This window comes from Pantoea vagans (genome assembly GCF_004792415.1).
GTDB lineage: Bacteria > Pseudomonadota > Gammaproteobacteria > Enterobacterales > Enterobacteriaceae > Pantoea > Pantoea vagans.
This window is the reverse complement of record NZ_CP038853.1, coordinates 1,100,774-1,118,397: the sequence shown is the minus strand read 5'-3', so window position 1 is coordinate 1,118,397 and position 17,624 is coordinate 1,100,774. Positions and strand designations below refer to the sequence as shown.

Below are 17,624 nucleotides of genomic sequence, written 5' to 3'. Positions count from 1 at the left end.
CCGCGCAAACTGATTACTATAGAGCCGTCATACTTAATGCTGCCTGTGTACGGGCTGACCGTCTTTTCCTGCTGTCATTCTGCCGGGATAACGCGGCTGAGACCTGATACATCCTGATGAGTGAAGGCAGATTTCCTCCGATTTTTATAGCGAAGCCACTTCCGTTGAACATGCGTACACCCTATTTACTGGCCCTGATGGTTTCACTGCTTCCATTAAAAAGCATGGCGCAGGTTGCGCCCGATCCGCTGCTGGCTTCACAGATTGTTGATCGCTATGCGGAACATATCTTTTACGGCAGCGGCGCAACCGGTATGGCGCTGGTGGCGATTGATGGCAATCAGCGGGTGTTCGCCAGCTTCGGTGAAACCCGTCCCGGCAACAATGTCCGTCCGCAGAAAGATTCGCTGATTCGTATCGCCTCGCTGAGTAAGCTGATGACCAGTGAAGTGATGGTGAAAATGGCTGAGCGCGGACAGATTCGCCTTGACGATCCCCTGAGTAAATATGCGCCTCCGGGTGCACGGGTGCCCACTTACAATGGCCAGCCGATTCGCCTGATTAATCTCTCGACCCATACCAGCGGACTGCCGCGCGAGCAGCCCGGCGGCAAAGCGCAGCGTCCGGTGTTTGTCTGGCCAACGAAGAGCGAACGCTGGGCATGGCTGGCGCGCGCGAACCTCAAAGCGGCACCAGGCAGCAGTGCCGCCTACTCCAACCTGGGCTACGATCTGCTGGGCGATGCGCTGTCGCGTGCCAGCGGAACTCCCTATCCGGCGCTGTTTCAGCAGCTGATTACCCGCCCGCTCGGCATGAAGGACACCACGTTTACGCCGTCGCCTGAGCAGTGCGGACGCCTGATGGTAGCGGAAAAAGGGGCCAGTCCGTGTAATAACACGCTGGCCGCGATTGGCAGCGGCGGGGTTTACTCAACGCCGGATGACATGGGCCGCTGGATGCAGCAGTTCCTGAACTCGTCGGTTAACCATCGCACGCCGCAGATCGATCGCCTGCAGACGCTGATCTATCGCCGCGACCAGCTCAATAAAGTCGAAGGCATGGATGTCCCGGGTAAAGCGGATGCGCTGGGCATGGGCTGGGTCTACATGGGACCGAAAAGTGGTCGCCCTGGGATCATTCAGAAAACCGGCGGCGGTGGTGGATTCATCACCTATATGGCGATGGTGCCGCAGCATAACGTGGGGGTTTTTGTGGTGGTGACGCGCTCGCCGCTGACCCGCTTTACGCCAATGAGCGACGGTGTGAATAATATGCTGGCCGAACTGGTCGGCAACCAGCTTGGCTCACCGATGATGGTGCAGGTCATTCGTTAACGCTGCTGTACACCACCGTCAGACTGGCTGACCCACAGTGTTGGCCAGTCATCACTGCTGTGCCAGGCGTCACAGGTCGACTCTTCCGCATATTCCGCTAACACAAAACGTGTGCCATCAAACTGCCAGCGTGTCGCCCTGCCGCAGTCGCCTAATCCACGGCCCTTACCAAACGTATAGAGCTGGCCGCTGGCCGCGTCATATTCGGCGTTAATCAGCTCAAGCTGTCGATCGCTGGCTCCGGGCGGGGTAAAAGGCAGAGTCAGGGTGATGCCACGCGCCACATAGGGCGGGCTGCGCGTCACTTCAAACGCCAGATCGATCACGTTATACGCCCCCATTTCACAACTCACCAGCAGCAGCGCGCGCTGGTCGGTAAGCGGCGCCACGCTGACTTCGCGGCGCAGCGGATCGAGTGAGCAGGAGTCGGTATTAACCCGCCAGGTGCCGTAATCAATCAATCCGCTGGTCTCATCGCGCGTCAGCGCAGCGGGTGACCTGACCGCAGGCGGCAGCGGTGGCAGTGCAGGCGGTGGCGGAACATCCCAGCGGGCTCTGTCGCCACGTTTGATCCACGCGCTCATGCTGTTGACCCGTCCCTGCGTGTCATCCATCAGCAACAGCGCGGCCTTCATGCCGCGCAGGGAGATCATCGCGTTGGGATCGTAGGTGAGCTGCAGGTTTTTGGCCTCCATCACCAGATCAAAAAATTCATCAATGGCGATAGCATTGCTGGTGGCGAGATGATGCGGTTCTACCGTCCAGTGTTTGAGGTCGGGTTTAAGCCGGCGCTGATCGAGCAGCAGGTTATCCTGTAGCGGGCCACCCGGCAGCGCACCACTGTAGGCACTGCCGTAGTCGATGCGCAGCAAAGGGCGATCGTTGACGCCCGCATGGCGCGAAATCGTCATCACCAGCCCTTTGTCCCCCGGAATATTCCGCGCCACGCAAAAGGCTTCATTGTTGCAGGTGATTTGCCAGTCGTTGAATGACTTTTGCAACGGTTCCGCCTGAACAGAGGCAACCCACAGAGACGGCAACAGCCAAAGCGATTTCATCCAATACGACATTAAGAAGATCGATCCCCGAATACCCAGAGTGGAGAGAATAGCGCATCAACGGGCCTGACAGGGTTCGCATTCTGTGAACCTGTGCAAAAAGCGCAGTTAACTGCTTAAAAAGCGTGCATAAAGTGGATTAACGCTCACCACTCTCCCTCAACGCTGTCACGCGGCAACAGGCTTAGTGGCACGGTTTTATGGCGTCAGCCAGCCCGCAATCTGTGCATGCTGAAGCAGCATAATGGTTTTGCCGTCTCGAATGCGACCCTCAGCGACCATTGCCAGCGCATCCGGGAAGCGTAATTCCAGCACGTCGATTGACTCATCTTCGACGCCACCGCCGGCATTGTCGCGCAACGATTCATTATATTCCGCTGCGAAAAAGTGGATAAGCTCAGTCACGCCGCCCGGCGACATATAGCAGGCATAAAGTTTTTCCACCTCGCCCACCGCATAACCGGTCTCTTCAATCGCCTCTTTGCGGATGCAATCTTCCGGGGAGTCGTCGTCCAGCAAGCCCGCACAGGCTTCGATTAACATGCCGTCGTCATTACCGTTGACGTACGTGGCGATACGAAACTGGCGTGTCAGGACCACGCTGTTCTTTTCACGGTTGTAGAGCAGGATGGTTGCCCCATTTCCGCGATCGTAGACTTCGCGTTTGTGGCGGATAACCTCGCCACGGCGATCGGTGATGTCATAGGTGTAGTTACGCAGCACAAACCAGTTTTCAGACAGGAGCTTATCTTTGATGATGTTGATCTTGAACGACATGATGACTCCGCTACCGCATAAAGGGAGCCTCTCATCATAGAGGGGGGCTTACGGGAAAACTATCCTAATTCTTGTCGTAACCTGTCGATTCGCAGCCAAAAAAAAGCCAGCCCGGAGGCTGGCCTGATATATGCAGAGTTTATCAGCGTGAGGTGTCGTCAGCCAGTCGGGTCGGCTGAGGCTCTTCTTCGTGATGATCCTGTTCGGTCTGAGCGACGGCGTGAACGCGCTTACGCACGCCAAACCATCCCAGCACCAGCAATACCGCAATCAGCGGAATGGAGGCGATGGTGTACGTCCCGTTCGGGTAGTCAAACGCCATCAGCACCAGCACGCTGAACAGGAACAGCAGCGTCAGCCACGAGGTAAACGGCGCGCCTGGCAGCTTGAAGCTGACATCATCCGCCTTGCCCTCTTTGATCGCTTTGCGCAGACGCAACTGGCAAACCACGATAAAGGCCCAGGAGGAGATAATGCCCAGCGAGGCCACGTTCAGGACGATCTCAAACACCTGAGAAGGCACATAGTAGTTAAGCACCACACCAATCACATAGACGGCGACGGTCACCAGAATACCGGCATAAGGAACCTGCTGACTGTTCATTTTCGACATGAATTTCGGTGCAGAGCCACCCATCGACATGGAGCGCAGGATACGCCCGGTCGAGTAGAGGCCGGAGTTCAGGCTGGAGAGCGCCGCACTCAATACGACGATATTCATGATGCTGCCAACATAAGGCACGCCCAGCTTTGAGAAGAAGGTCACGAACGGACTCTGACCCGCCTGATAAGCGTTCCATGGCAGCAGCAGCACCAGCAGCACCACAGAGCCGACATAGAACAGGCCGATACGCCAGATCACGCTGTTGATCGCTTTCGGCAGCATGGTTTTCGGGTCTTTACATTCGCCGGCCGCCGTACCCACCAGTTCGATAGAGGCAAAGGCGAACACCACGCCCTGAATCAGCACCAGCGCAGGCAGTAAACCGTGCGGGAACAGGCCACCGTTATCGGTGATCAGATGGAAGCCGGTGCTGTTGCCATCCAGCGGTTTGCCGGTGCCAAGGAACACCACGCCCACCACCAGGAAGATGACAATCGCCAGCACTTTTACCAGCGCGAACCAGAATTCCATCTCGGCAAACCACTTAACGCCGATCATGTTCATGGTGCCGACAATCGCCAGCGCGCCCAGGGCGAAGACCCACTGCGGCACATCACCAAACGCGCCCCAGTAGTGCATGTAGAGCGCGACGGCGGTGATATCGACGATGCCGGTCATCGCCCAGTTGACGAAGTACATCCAGCCCGCCACGTAGGAGGCTTTCTCGCCCAGGAATTCACGGGCGTAGGAGACAAAGCTGCCGCTGCTGGGACGGTGTAATACCAGTTCGCCCAGCGCACGCAGAATAAAGAAGGAGAAGATGCCACACACCAGATAGATGATGGCTAACGCGGGGCCAGCAGCCTGCAAACGGCCACCTGCGCCCAGGAACAAACCGGTACCGATGGCACCGCCGATCGCAATCATCTGTACGTGACGGTTACCCATTGCCTTCTGGTAACCAGCATCGTGAGAATTCAGCCAGCGGCGCTTGGCAGCGCGCATCTCACTTGGGGTTTTCTTTTTCGATTTCATAGCATTCCTGTTTGTCCTGACTATCAGTCGTCGTCTCCCCAGTGCGGACGTAACGTCCTGCAAAATGGGGGATTTTCCTCTGTGCCTTTGCCCGTGAGTGAGTGCCGGGCAACGCGGGAATTTACGGCGATGAATCCTACCCGTTCTGCAAGAACGAAGCAAAATATACCGGGCAGATGCACAGGCTGATTTGTAAGAATCCATCCTGATGCACAAAAACAAAAAAACCGGCCATTTTCAGGCCGGTAAAAGCTACAGGGATGGAAACAGGAGGGTTGGGTTAGCGATAAATCTCTGCGGTGCCGCTCCACAGGCTGGAGTCGCCTGGGTTATCGATACCAATAACGCGGTAATGGCTGGCGCCCATCTCTTCCGCTTTTTGCGACAGCTGGCGATTAGCATCGTCCAGTGAGCCGCGAACGCCGGAGACCGACACGCTGCCGATGCTCTGCATATTCTGCGCCTGTGACGGGTCGACCGGCGCAGCAGCCAAAGTGGCAAAAGAAGCGGTAGCCAGTAATGCGCCCGCCAGTACAGCATTCAGTTTTTTCATTGGATGCTCCTTAATCTGCGATCGGGGTTGAGCTGATGACTGGATGAATTATTAGCCTTGCAATGAAAAGCAACATCGGAGCGATGTAAACCTGTTCCTTTTTTAACCACAAAACGGTAGCCCATCCTGGGAACTGTCAGTTGTGGTCATTTTGTGTGCGATGTGTAACCGCCTGTGCGATAAACAGGGGATGGATCATTTGCGTTACGTTATTGCGCTCTTATAATTCCCGCACTTTCAACAGGGCCATCCATGTGATTGTTAAACGTTCCGTTACTCAAAGCATCGCTAAGGCGCTCAGCGCCATTGTTCTGCTGTCGCTACTCACCACCGGTCTGGCCTTAGTCACGCTGCTCAGCAGTCAGCGCGATGCGGAGGCGATCAATCTGGCGGGATCCCTGCGCATGCAGAGCTATCGCATGGCGTGGGATGCCAGCCGTCAGCCACAAAATCTGGCGCATCATTTTGCGCTCTATCAGCAAACGCTGGATGCCCCGGTGCTGCAAAAGCTGGATCGGCCCTGGGTACCACGTGAAGTCAGCGCTCGCTATCAGCGACTGCGTGCTGCCTGGCCTTCCCTGCAACAGCAGTTGCAGCAGGGTGATACCGTGGCATACCAGCAGCAGGTGCCGATCTACGTCGGTGAAATCGATCGCTTTGTGCTGGGTCTGCAGCGCTATACCGAGCTGAAAATGCGTCTGGTGGCGACCAGCAGCCTGGCGGGTGTCATCGCGATTGTCGTGCTGGCACTGATGACGATTCGCTTTACCCGGCTTCACGTGGTGCGGCCACTCAATGCGCTGGTCACGGCCAGTCGCTACGTTGAAAGCGGTAATTTTGCTTTTCCGCCGCTGCACGTTGAGCAGCAGAATGAACTGCGGGTACTGTCGCACGCCTTCAGCGGCATGGCGGCACGTCTGCATTCGCACTACCAGCTGCTGGAGAGCACGGTACGCGCGAAAACGGAAGACTTAACCCAGGCGAATCGCACGCTGTCACTGCTTTACGACAGCTCGCAGATGCTGACGGCGAGCCCGTTGCACCCGGCACTGTTTGAGTCAGTGTTAACCACTGTACTGACGCGCGAAAAACTGACAGCGATCCGGCTGAACAGCGACCAGTTTCAGTTCTGCGCCGGGGATGCTCAGGCTGACGGTGAGTGGCAACGCCTGCCGTTACAACAGGACGATCAGCAGATTGGCGAACTGCGCTGGCAGTCGCCTGGCGTCACCCATCCCAATGAGCTGATGCGCAGCCTGGCGGCGATGCTGGGACGGGCAATCTGGATCTGGCAGGCACAGCAGCAGTATCAGCAGATGCTGCTGATAGAAGAGCGCACCACCATTGCCCGGGAATTACATGACTCGCTGGCCCAGTCGCTCTCGTTTTTACGTATTCAGCTGACCCTGCTGCGCCGCACTGTGGATAAGGATGACAGCGCCGCCCACGCGATTATCGCTGACTTCGATCAGGCGCTGGCCGATGCCTATCGTCAGCTGCGTGAACTGCTGACCACCTTCCGCCTGACCATTGAGCAGGCGGATCTGGTGGCGGCAATGCAGGCGATGATCGCCTCGTTGCAGGAGAAGAGCGGCGCAGAGATACACTTTAACTACCAGACAGGCCTGCAGAGTCTGGAGGCACAACAGCAGGTGCATGTGTTGCAGATCGCCCGTGAGGCGCTGCTGAATGCCATTCGTCACGCCAGCGCGCAGGTGATTCGGGTGGATTATCAGCATAGCGAACAAGGTGAGCACTTACTGACAATTACGGATGACGGGGTGGGAATGAACAGCACTGACGAACCCGCGGGCCATTACGGCCTGACGATTATGACAGAGCGTGCCCAGCGCCTGAGTGGCAATCTGACTATCCATACTCAGCAACGCGGCACCCGGGTCGAACTGCGCTTTCCACCGCAGCCGGCGCGCTCACTGACATAAAGCGCCCGGCATGATGTTAACTTATTCAGATAATCTATCGGTCTCAGCGCGCAGGCCAGCGGATACGGCGCCATCTGGTACCAGCCCTGCTCTTCTGCCGCCATCTGAAGCCGATGAAATGGAGAACCTATGCAACAGCCCGCATTAACATTGATGATTGTGGATGACCATCCGCTGATGCGCCGTGGTATCCGTCAGCTGCTGGCGCTGGATCCCCGGCTTGAGGTCATCGCAGAAGCCAACAACGGCACGGAAGCGCTGGCCGAGGCCCGCCGTCAGGAACCCGATATCATTCTGCTCGACCTGAATATGAAGGGTATGTCCGGGCTGGATACGCTGAAGGCGTTGCGCCATGAAGGGATCAGTTCACGTATTCTGGTCCTGACCGTCTCCGACGCCCGCAGTGATATCTTCGCCATGGTGGATGCGGGTGCCGATGGCTATCTGCTTAAAGACAGCGAGCCGGAGATCCTGCTGGGGCATATTCTGCAGGCCTCGCAGGGTGAAAAGGTCTTCAGTGAAGGCGTGGCCCGTTATCTGGCTAATCGCCAGCACAGTGCCGATCCCCTGCGTCAGCTCACCGGGCGTGAGTGCGACGTGCTGCAGGAGGTGGCGCGCGGCCTGTCGAATAAAGAGATCGCGGCTAATCTGCATATCTCCGAAGAGACCGTAAAAGTGCATATCCGCAACCTGCTGCGTAAGCTGGATGTCCGCTCACGCGTCGCCGCCACGGTGATGTGGCTTGAAAGCCGCAAATAGCCAACGAATTTACATTTTCTCCTCAATTTCTCCACGATTTCCCCCGCTGCCGCACGTAGAGTAAATGGCGGCGGAAAATCGTGGCATAGATCATCCGGTTTGCCCGCCAGTGCGCCCGTTGCCGCTGGGCCTGAACGCTTATAAAAGTCCCTGAGGAGTGTCGATTTAATGTCGAATTTCTTTATCGACCGTCCCATCTTTGCCTGGGTTCTGGCGATTCTGCTGTGCCTGTGTGGCACGCTTTCGATTATTTCGCTGCCTGTTGAACAGTATCCCGATCTGGCACCCCCCAACGTGCGCATCACCGCCAACTATCCGGGCGCATCCGCCCAGACGCTGGAGAACACCGTTACCCAGGTCATCGAGCAGAATATGACCGGCATCGATAATCTGATGTACATGTCCTCGAACAGCAGCAATACCGGTCAGGCACAGATCACCCTCACCTTTACCGCCGGGACCAATCCCGATGAAGCCCGTCAGCAGGTTCAGAACCAGTTGCAGTCAGCGCTGCGCAAACTGCCGCAGGCGGTACAGTCGCAGGGCGTGACGGTCAATAAAACCGGTGACAGTAATATTCTGATGGTCGCCTTCGTCTCAACCGACGGCAGTATGGATAAACAGGATATTTCAGACTATGTCGCCAGTAATATTCAGGACCCGTTAAGCCGTATTGATGGCGTTGGCCAGGTAGACGCTTACGGCTCACAATATGCGATGCGCATCTGGCTCGATCCCAACAAACTGATCGCCTACTCTCTGACCACCGACGATGTGGTCAGTGCAATCCAGTCGCAGAATACCCAGGTTGCCGTGGGTCAGGTTGGTGGTCTGCCATCCGTAGAGAAGCAGGCGCTGAACGCCACGGTGAATGCGCAGTCGATGCTGCAGACCCCCGGGCAGTTCCGGGCCATTACCCTGAAGAACAATCCCGACGGTTCCGTGGTGACGCTGGGTGATGTCGCCAGCGTGGCGCTGGGCGCAGAAAAGTATGATTATCTGAGCCGCTACAACGGCCAGCCCGCGTCCGGTCTGGGGGTGAAGCTTGCATCCGGTGCTAACGAGATGAACACCGATAAGCTGGTGCGGGCGCGCATTGAGGAGCTGTCGCACTACTTCCCGCACGGGCTGGAAGCAAAAATTGCCTACGAAACCTCCCCTTTCGTTAAAGCGTCGATCACCGATGTGGTGAAGACGCTGCTGGAGGCGATCGTGCTGGTGTTTGGCGTAATGTACCTGTTTATGCAGAACTTCCGCGCCACGTTAATCCCGACTATTGCGGTGCCGGTGGTGCTGTTCGGTACCTTCAGCGTGCTCTATGCCTGCGGGTTCAGCATCAATACCCTGACCATGTTTGCCATGGTGCTGGCGATAGGACTGCTGGTGGACGATGCCATCGTGGTTGTGGAAAACGTTGAGCGCATCATGCACGAAGAGGGACTCTCGCCGCGTGCCGCCACGCGAAAATCGATGGGCCAGATTCAGGGGGCGCTGGTCGGGATCGCGCTGGTGCTCTCTGCGGTGTTTGTGCCGATGGCGTTTTTCGGCGGTACCGTCGGCGCGATTTACCGTCAGTTCTCCATTACCATTGTTTCGGCGATGGTGCTGTCGGTGCTGGTCGCGATGATCCTGACACCGGCGCTGTGTGCCACATTGCTGAAACCCGTGGAGAAAGGCGATCAGCCTGAACGTCGCGGCTTCTTCGGCTGGTTCAATCGTCACTTCAATCGCAATGCTGACCGCTATGAACGCGGGGTTGCAGGCATTCTGCGCCGGGGCGGTCGCTGGCTGTTGCTCTATCTCGGCATTATCGGCCTGATGGCGTTTCTGTTTCTGCGTCTGCCTACCTCGTTTCTGCCTCTGGAAGATCGCGGCGTCTTCCTGACTCAGGTTCAGCTTCCGGCAGGCGCAACGCTGGAGCAAACCGCCAGCGTGGTCGCGAAAGTTGAACACTATTATCTCACCGAGGAAAAGGCCAACGTGCTGTCGGTCTTCTCTACCATCGGTGCCGGCCCGGGCGGCAATGGGCAGAACGTGGCGCGTCTGTTTGTGCGGCTGAAAGACTGGGAAGATCGGCCCGGTGCCGATCGCACCTCATTCGCTATTATCGATCGTGCGACTCAGGCGTTTCAGAAGATTAAAGAGGGGCGTGTGATTGCCAGCAGTCCGCCCGCCATTACCGGCATGGGCAGCAGCTCGGGCTTTGACATGCAACTACAGGATCACGCGGGTATCGGTCATACGCAACTGATGGCGATGCGCGACAAACTGCTGGAGATGGCGGGCAACGATAAGTCGCTATCGCGGGTGAGACACAATGGACTGGATGACAGCCCGCAGCTGCAGATCGATGTGGATGCCCGAAAAGCGCAGGCGCTGGGCGTGTCGCTGGACACCATCAACGACACCCTGACCACCGCATGGGGCTCCAGCTATGTGAACGACTTCCTGGATCGGGGCCGGGTGAAAAAGGTCTATGTGCAGGCCGCCGCCGAATTCCGCATGCTGCCGGACGACATCAACAAATGGTACGTGCGCAACAGCAGCGGCAAAATGGTGCCCTTCTCCGCGTTTGCCAGCAGCCGCTGGGAGACCGGTTCACCCCGTCTTGAACGCTATAACGGCTATTCGTCGCTAGAGATTGTCGGCGAAGCGGCCAATGGCGTCAGCAGCGGTACGGCGATGGATGAAATGGAAAAGCTGGTCAATGCCCTGCCGCTGGGCGTCGGGTTCCAGTGGACCGGAGCCTCTTATCAGGAGCGCCTCTCGGGCTCGCAGGCTCCAGCGCTTTATGCAATTTCGCTGCTGGTGGTGTTCCTCTGCCTGGCCGCGCTGTATGAGAGCTGGTCGATCCCGTTCTCGGTAATGCTGGTGGTGCCGCTGGGCGTGGTGGGTGCGCTTATCGCCACCTGGATGCGCGGGCTGGAGAATGATGTCTACTTCCAGGTTGGCCTGCTGACGGTGGTGGGGCTATCTGCCAAAAACGCCATCCTGATAGTGGAGTTTGCTAATGAGATTAACAGCAAAGGCCGTGAACTGGTGGAGTCGACGCTGGAGGCATCGCGTCAGCGTCTGCGGCCGATTCTGATGACCTCGCTGGCCTTTATTTTTGGGGTGCTGCCGATGGCAATCAGTAGCGGTGCAGGCTCCGGCAGCCAGCACGCCGTGGGAACCGGCGTGATGGGCGGGATGATCTCCGCCACGCTGCTGGCAATCTTTTTTGTGCCGCTGTTCTTTGTGCTGGTCCGCCGTCGCTTTCCACTTAAAGAGAAACCGCACGACTAAAGCTAAATTAAAAGCGGCCACTGAGTTCAGTGGCCGCTTTATTTCTGTGTGTGGTCTGTGTGTGGTAAGAATTCCAGCAAGTGGGACTGACCTGCTTTAATCTTCACGTGTTACTTGTTGCGTAACATCGCTTCGATAAATTCTTTCCAGGTTCCCATTTCAGTATCAATCATAATGCCCTCTCTTATTGTGCTGGCAATATTACGCGCTTTTTTTAAGCAGGTGAATACGTTTACACCTGTTATATCTATCGGCAAACCTCACAAAAACATGAATGTTGCTGATTCTGGAAGCTGACGCACATTTCAGCAACCCCTTAACATGATTGAAGATAATTTATTATAAGCCCAGCGGTAGACTATTTTATCAACATGGCGAAATTCTTAAGCACTCTTCGATAAGCAGGGTAATAATTGCCTGCGAAATTGATAGCGGTTACCCGCAACGAAATAACGACACGGCGCGCAGGATATCCGGACCGATTCCCGCGCCAGCGCGGATGCCGCAACCGATCACACTATGCTAAACTCGCGCTTTGGCTGCTTTTTTCAGCTTTCTTCTCACAGGATAATAAGGATCGGGCAATGAGCACGCAGTGGGTGATGTTCGGGATTAAAAATTGCGACACCATAAAAAAAGCCCGGCGCTTCTTGACAGATGCAGGCGTTGATTATCACTTTCACGACTACCGTGCCGATGGCCTGAGCGATGCCCTGCTGCAGGAATTTATCGATGCGCTGGGCTATGAAGCCCTGCTTAACACACGCGGCACGACCTGGCGTAAACTGCCCGAGGCTGATCGTGAAGCGGTTAACGATGCCAGCAGCGCCAAAGCGCTGATGCTGGTGCATCCCGCCATGATTAAGCGTCCGCTGTTGCGTACTCCGGATGGCTCCCTGCTCGCCGGTTTCAGCGAAGCCACCTATCAGAATGCTATTCAGGAGAAGTTATAATATGTTTTGCCCGGTCATTGAGCTGACGCAGCAGCTTATTCGTCGCCCCTCTCTCAGCCCCGATGATGCCGGATGTCAGGCTCTGCTGATCGCCCGTCTTGAAGCCATTGGCTTTAAGATTGAAACGATGAACATCGACGACACCCTGAATTTCTGGGCCACCCGTGGCGAAGGTGAAACGCTGGCGTTTGCCGGTCATACCGATGTGGTGCCGCCTGGCGATGCCAGCCGCTGGATTAACCCGCCCTTTGAACCGACGATCCGCGATGGCATGCTGTTTGGCCGTGGTGCGGCTGACATGAAAGGGTCACTGGCGGCCATGGTGGTGGCCGCCGAACGTTTTGTGGCAGTGCGCCCCAATCACCGGGGCCGCCTCGCCTTTATGATTACCTCGGATGAAGAGGCCAGCGGGACCAACGGCACGGTTAAAGTGGTTGAACGACTGATGGCGCGCCGTGAACGGCTCGACTATTGCCTGGTCGGCGAACCGTCCAGCACAGAAGTCGTCGGTGACGTGGTAAAGAATGGCCGACGCGGCTCAATTACCGCCAACCTGACGGTGCACGGTGTGCAGGGCCACGTCGCCTATCCGCATCTGGCGGATAACCCGGTTCACCGGGCGATGCCCGCGCTGACGGAGCTGGTCGCGACGGAGTGGGATCAGGGAAATGAGTTCTTCCCGGCCACCAGCATGCAGATTGCGAATGTCCAGGCGGGCACCGGCAGCAACAACGTGATTCCCGGCGAGCTGTTTGTACAGTTTAACTTCCGCTTCAGCACTGAACTCACCGATGAGATGATCCGTCAGCGAGTCGCGGAACTGCTGGATCGTCACCAGCTGCGCTACACCATCGAGTGGAAACTCTCGGGTCAGCCCTTCCTGACCTCACGCGGTAAGCTGGTGGATGCCGTCGTGAAAGCTGTGGCGCACTATAATGAAATTAAACCGCAGCTGCTGACCACAGGCGGCACCTCCGATGGCCGGTTTATCGCCCGGATGGGGGCGCAGGTGGTGGAGCTGGGGCCGGTGAATGCCACCATTCACAAAATCAACGAGTGTGTGAAAGCCTCCGACCTGCAGATGCTGAGCCGGATGTACCAGCGCATCATGGAACAACTGATCGCCTGACGGCGATGTTAAGGAGCATCAAATGGAATTTATTAAAGATTACTGGTGGATCCTGGTGATCCTGCTGATGGTTGGCGTGCTGATGAACGTTTATAAAGATCTTAAACGCATCGATCACAAAAAATTTATGGATAACAAACCTGACCTGCCGCCGCATCGTGATTTCAACGATAAGTGGGATGACGACGACAACTGGCCGAAGAAGAAGTAAATGAAAAAGCCCCTGCAATGCAGGGGCTTGAATATGTTGTTAAAGTCCGGCTCGGTGGCGATCAAACCGAGTTGGCACAAGGAACACGGTCAGATCGGAAAGACGCAAAAGCTGTCATCCATGACACGCTCGGCCCGCGCCTTCCATGGCGCGGGACGCTTTCCTCTTCTGACCGTGTTCCCTGCGCTTCGGGTTTATTCGTCGCTGTCAGATTCAACCTGATTTGGTTATGTCATTAGTCAGAAGCCCCTGCTATGCAGGGGCTTTTTTACATCATTGCGATAACGTCATCGTCACCGGGTTTTGCGCCGCTTAACGCCTCATCAAAATAGCGTTTTGGCACCGTATAACGCAGATGATTCAGCGCCAGTTCCATGCTGCGGTGATCGATGGCGTGCGCCAGATCGTCAACGATATCCAGCGTGACGTCGCCACCGCAGGCGGTCAGCCGCTGTTCTGCCTGCCGGGCATGGTGCATCGGGATCTGCTCATCGTAATCACCATGGATCAGGTGAATCGTGGTGCGGGTACTCGCTTTCTCTGGCAGAGTAATAAACCGGCCACTAAACACCACTGCGCGACCCGCCAGATCCGGATAGGCTTTGACGCCTTCCAGCACCATACTGCCGCCCTGCGAAAAACCGATTAAGGCTGTCGCTTCCGGCCGCACGCCACTCTTTTTCTGCCAGTGACGCACCGACGCAAAAAACTGTGGCATCGCCGCATCCACCCGCTGCTGGATGGTCTGATCGTGCAGGTCGGTTTCGCCGAACCACTGACGACCCGCGCCGGGTGAGCCGACAGAAACCACCAGCGCGTCGGGAAACGTTTTCGCAAACCAGTTGCCAATCTCACCCATAGAATCCGGGTTATCGCCAACGCCATGGTAGAGCAGAAACAGCTGTGCGGTGGTAGCAGGCTGTTGAACGATTACATATTTCAGTGTCATGTTGACCTCCTGTGTTCACTCTACGCCGCCTGGCACAAAATGATATGAGGATAATTTGAGGCAGATGGTCGAATTATTTCAACGGTCGGTGCAGCGCGTCCGTAGTAACGCCCAGGCTTTCGAGGGCTGAAGCCGCCTGCTGACGCAGCTTAGCTATCAACGCCTTGCGGCCGCTTAAGCCCGTCTGCCGGGACAGGTCGCTTAGCGCATCAGGTGCAGCAACCGCGGCGGCCAGCAGCGGTACGGAGACGGCACTGGCCTCTGCCAGACGCTGCAACACTGGCAGACTCGCCTCCAGTGGCCGCTGCGCCCAGGCAAAACCGACGGCCAGATGGCTATCCTGAGCGTTCAATCCGTCATCTGTGGTCTGATCAAACTGCAGGTCCAGCGCGATATGCTGCCGCAACCGCGACCAGTCACGCGCCAGCTGCTCTGCCGCCCGGCGCGTCAGTGCCTCACCCGCAGCAGAACAGGGCAATATCGCCATCGCTGCGTAGCAGCCGCTGCTGGCTTCGCGCTGACTGCCAATTCTTACCAGGGTAAAACCGCAGGCGCGCCAGAACGCCCAGAGTGATTCAGTGTAGCCGAAGCTGACAGAGAGGTAGTCGTGATCGGCAGCCGCATCAGCCGCCGCCGCAACAAGCTGCTGTCCGGTTCCCCGACGACGGCTCTCCGCCGCCACGGCAATCCGGCTGATGCGCTGTGAGCGCAGGATTGCCGCTTCAGCCAGACCGGCGTGCGCTGCCAGCGACTGTGCAACCAGATTGCCACGCGGTCGCCGGGTGCCCGCCCAGACCGCCTGCGCCAGCTCAGGTTCAAGACCGCCCTCCTCCACCAGCCAGAGCGCACCCTGTAAAGTGGTTGTATCTCCCGCCCGCCACAGCTGCATACCGGGTGCATCCAGCAGGCGGCGCAGATCCAGCGGCGACGTGCGGTAGTGCGCGCTGGTGAGCAGACGATAAGCGGCTTCCAGCGCGCTGAAATCGTGACGTTCAATACGATGCGGTATTGCCGGAGTATCGGGCGCAGTGGCGCTGGCATCGTCAAATAGCAGCGCCTGGTTCAGCCACTGCTCCAGCGGATCGAAACGCGACCAGCGCAGCGGCTCATCCAGCGTGAAATAGTGTGCATCTGCAAGCCCGGCGCAGAATTTAAGGATAAAGCCGCGTCCACTCCCTTCGTAGCCCTGTACGGTAGTGGTGAGCAACACGCGGGGATAGCGGCTGACCAGCGCCTGCAGCAGCGGTGCCGGTATCGCCGCGGCTTCATCTACAATCAGCCACTCCGCCGGTGGCGGCGTCTCCAGCGCCAGCAGCGCATCGGGTGCCATAAAGTGAAAGTGATCCCCGGCAAAGGTGGCCAGCACCTCTGTTGAAGCTTTGGCCGGTGCCGTTACCAGACAATGGCTGTTCTGCCGGGCCAGCATCCCCGCCAGTGCCGATTTACCCCGTCCACGGGCAGCGGTCAGCACAGCGACACCCGAGGGCAGCGTCATCAGCTGATCGAGTATCGCCTGCTGCTGTTGCGGAGCCTGACAGTGCCACAGCGGCCAGTCACGCTGAGCCGGAAAACGGCAGGGCTGATGCTGCCGCTCCAGCAGCATCTGGTCATCCGCCAGGATCAGCTGTTGCAGGTGGTGAACGAAATGAGGTGTTGCGATGGATTCAGCGACATCTGCCCAGCGCAGGCTGTCGCTGTCAGGCTGTTGCGACCACGCTTGCCAGGGCGGCACCAGCAGCAGCAGCCAGCTTCCGGCGGTGAGCGTACCGGCAAGCGCCGCGAAAGCCTCGGCATGAAAGCCCTGGCGGGCGTCGAATATCGCATGATGGAATTCGCGTCCCAGCAGCGTGCGAACCGCGCCAGGCTGCCTGTGCAAAGCTGACTCGTCAGAGAATAGCGGCGCCGGACTCAGCGCCAGCCAGTCGCCTGGCAACGCTTCACGCCATGCCACAGCCCGATCTAAGCACCAGGCCGGGTCGCCGCTGATGACTGCCAGACGACGCACACCGGCCTGTTGCATAAACTGCGTTGGGATCATCAGTTGCTGGCGAAGGTGTTGCACTGTCCTGGATCGCCACCATCAAACCCGCGCTTAAACCAGGTGTAGCGCTGCTCAGAAGTGCCGTGGGTAAAGCTGTCCGGCACGACGCGGCCCTGGCCTTTCTGCTGCAGACGGTCATCGCCAATCGCCTCAGCGGCATTCAGCGCTTCCTGCAGATCGCCTGCTTCAAGGATGTTTTCCTTCTGCATGTAGTGTCCCCAGACACCGGCAAAACAGTCCGCCTGCAGTTCCATTTTGACGGAGAGCTGATTCACCTGCTTTTCGCTGGCACCCTGCTGCATTTCACGCACTTTCGGCTCAATGCCCAGCAGTTTCTGGACATGGTGGCCCACTTCATGCGCGACGACGTAGCCCTGAGCGAAGTCACCGCCTGCGCCCAGCTTGGTTTTCATCTCGTCATAGAAAGAGAGGTCAATATAGACAGTCTGATCGGCAGGACAGTAGAACGGTCCCATCACCGACTGCCCGGTTCCGCAGCCGGTGCGGGTTGCACCGCGATACATCACCAGCTTCGGCGCCACATACTGTTTGTTCATCTGCTGGAACAGCTTGCCCCAGGTGTCTTCCGTGGTGGCCAGAATCACTTTCGTGAATTTCGCGGCCTCGTCATCATTGGCACTGACGCTGCGCTGTTGCTGCTGGCTGGTCGGTGCGACTTCGCCACCCGTCAGCAGTCCGGTCAGGTCATATCCGTAATAACCGGCGACTGCCACCACGATCAGCAATACAATACCGCCTTTGCCACGCGGCAGACGAATCTGGCGGCCTCCGCCACCTAAACCGGACGATTGATCGCGACGGTCCTCTACATTGTCGCTTTCGCGACGCCCTTGCCAGCGCATGCTGTATTCCCTCAGTCATTTTTCAGATGGCATGATTTTAGTTGCGTGACGGAGCAATCACCAGCTTTACCCTGAAATGAAAAAAGGAGAGCCGGGGCTCTCCTCTTTCTTTGTGCTTTCTTTGTGCGCT

15 protein-coding genes are annotated in these 17,624 nt (G+C 57.4%); 8 read left to right on the top strand and 7 right to left on the bottom strand.

Annotated elements, in window-relative coordinates; genetic code table 11:
- The first annotated feature begins 170 nt into the window (after positions 1-170).
- Positions 171-1,334, top strand: coding sequence for a D-alanyl-D-alanine-carboxypeptidase/endopeptidase AmpH (gene ampH, locus EGO56_RS05355; protein ID WP_033783837.1), 1,164 nt, complete (start codon positions 171-173; stop codon positions 1,332-1,334).
- Here ampH and EGO56_RS05350 read toward each other — a convergent pair.
- The 4 genes from EGO56_RS05350 to EGO56_RS05335 all read right to left on the bottom strand — a co-directional run bounded on the left by EGO56_RS05350 (position 1,331) and on the right by EGO56_RS05335 (position 5,361).
- Positions 1,331-2,404 (bottom strand): DUF1176 domain-containing protein, encoded by a 1,074-nt coding sequence (locus EGO56_RS05350; protein ID WP_135907893.1) that lies wholly within the window; start codon positions 2,402-2,404, stop codon positions 1,331-1,333. The genes ampH and EGO56_RS05350 overlap by 4 nt on opposite strands.
- A gap of 186 nt (positions 2,405-2,590) precedes the next feature.
- Positions 2,591-3,169 (bottom strand): GDP-mannose pyrophosphatase NudK, encoded by a 579-nt coding sequence (gene nudK / locus EGO56_RS05345; protein ID WP_033733476.1) that lies wholly within the window; start codon positions 3,167-3,169, stop codon positions 2,591-2,593.
- 142 nt (positions 3,170-3,311) lie between these two features.
- Positions 3,312-4,808 (bottom strand): L-asparagine permease, encoded by a 1,497-nt coding sequence (gene ansP, locus EGO56_RS05340; RefSeq protein ID WP_135907892.1) that lies wholly within the window; start codon positions 4,806-4,808, stop codon positions 3,312-3,314.
- A 280-nt stretch (positions 4,809-5,088) separates the two neighbouring features.
- Complete coding sequence (locus EGO56_RS05335) at positions 5,089-5,361, bottom strand: YdgH/BhsA/McbA-like domain containing protein (RefSeq protein ID WP_013358677.1); 273 nt, start codon at positions 5,359-5,361, stop codon at positions 5,089-5,091.
- Between the two features lie 254 nt (positions 5,362-5,615).
- Here EGO56_RS05335 and narQ point away from each other — a divergent pair, with 254 nt between their 5' ends.
- From narQ to EGO56_RS05300, 7 genes are all read left to right on the top strand, one after another.
- Positions 5,616-7,304 (top strand): nitrate/nitrite two-component system sensor histidine kinase NarQ, encoded by a 1,689-nt coding sequence (narQ, locus tag EGO56_RS05330; RefSeq protein ID WP_135907891.1) that lies wholly within the window; start codon positions 5,616-5,618, stop codon positions 7,302-7,304.
- Positions 7,305-7,433: 129 nt separating this feature from the next.
- On the top strand, positions 7,434-8,063 hold the full coding sequence (locus EGO56_RS05325; RefSeq protein ID WP_013358679.1) for a response regulator: 630 nt from the start codon (positions 7,434-7,436) through the stop codon (positions 8,061-8,063).
- Between the two features lie 168 nt (positions 8,064-8,231).
- Positions 8,232-11,348, top strand: coding sequence for a multidrug efflux RND transporter permease AcrD (acrD, locus tag EGO56_RS05320; RefSeq protein WP_135907890.1), 3,117 nt, complete (start codon positions 8,232-8,234; stop codon positions 11,346-11,348).
- A gap of 584 nt (positions 11,349-11,932) precedes the next feature.
- Entirely contained in the window at positions 11,933-12,301 is a 369-nt protein-coding gene (locus EGO56_RS05315) for an ArsC family reductase (RefSeq protein ID WP_135907889.1), read from the top strand.
- Between the two features lies 1 nt (position 12,302).
- Positions 12,303-13,430, top strand: a complete 1,128-nt coding sequence (gene dapE, locus EGO56_RS05310) for a succinyl-diaminopimelate desuccinylase (RefSeq protein WP_013358682.1) — start codon at positions 12,303-12,305, stop codon at positions 13,428-13,430.
- A 22-nt stretch (positions 13,431-13,452) separates the two neighbouring features.
- Positions 13,453-13,641: a YpfN family protein gene (locus tag EGO56_RS05305; RefSeq protein ID WP_003848800.1), complete on the top strand. Its 189-nt coding sequence runs from the start codon at positions 13,453-13,455 to the stop codon at positions 13,639-13,641.
- Complete coding sequence (locus EGO56_RS05300; RefSeq protein ID WP_098052656.1) at positions 13,642-13,863, top strand: hypothetical protein; 222 nt, start codon at positions 13,642-13,644, stop codon at positions 13,861-13,863.
- Positions 13,864-13,909: 46 nt separating this feature from the next.
- On the opposite strand, the gene ypfH is transcribed toward EGO56_RS05300, so the two are convergent.
- The 3 genes from ypfH to ypfJ form a co-directional block, all read right to left on the bottom strand.
- Positions 13,910-14,590, bottom strand: a complete 681-nt coding sequence (gene ypfH / locus EGO56_RS05295) for an esterase (protein ID WP_135907888.1) — start codon at positions 14,588-14,590, stop codon at positions 13,910-13,912.
- A gap of 73 nt (positions 14,591-14,663) precedes the next feature.
- Positions 14,664-16,628: a tRNA(Met) cytidine acetyltransferase TmcA gene (locus EGO56_RS05290; RefSeq protein WP_135910528.1), complete on the bottom strand. Its 1,965-nt coding sequence runs from the start codon at positions 16,626-16,628 to the stop codon at positions 14,664-14,666.
- Positions 16,628-17,494 carry a KPN_02809 family neutral zinc metallopeptidase gene (gene ypfJ, locus EGO56_RS05285; RefSeq protein ID WP_061063085.1) on the bottom strand — a complete coding sequence of 289 codons (867 nt, stop codon included), beginning with the start codon at positions 17,492-17,494 and terminating at the stop codon, positions 16,628-16,630. The genes EGO56_RS05290 and ypfJ overlap by 1 nt, the downstream gene beginning before the upstream one ends.
- Positions 17,495-17,624: the final 130 nt, after the last annotated feature.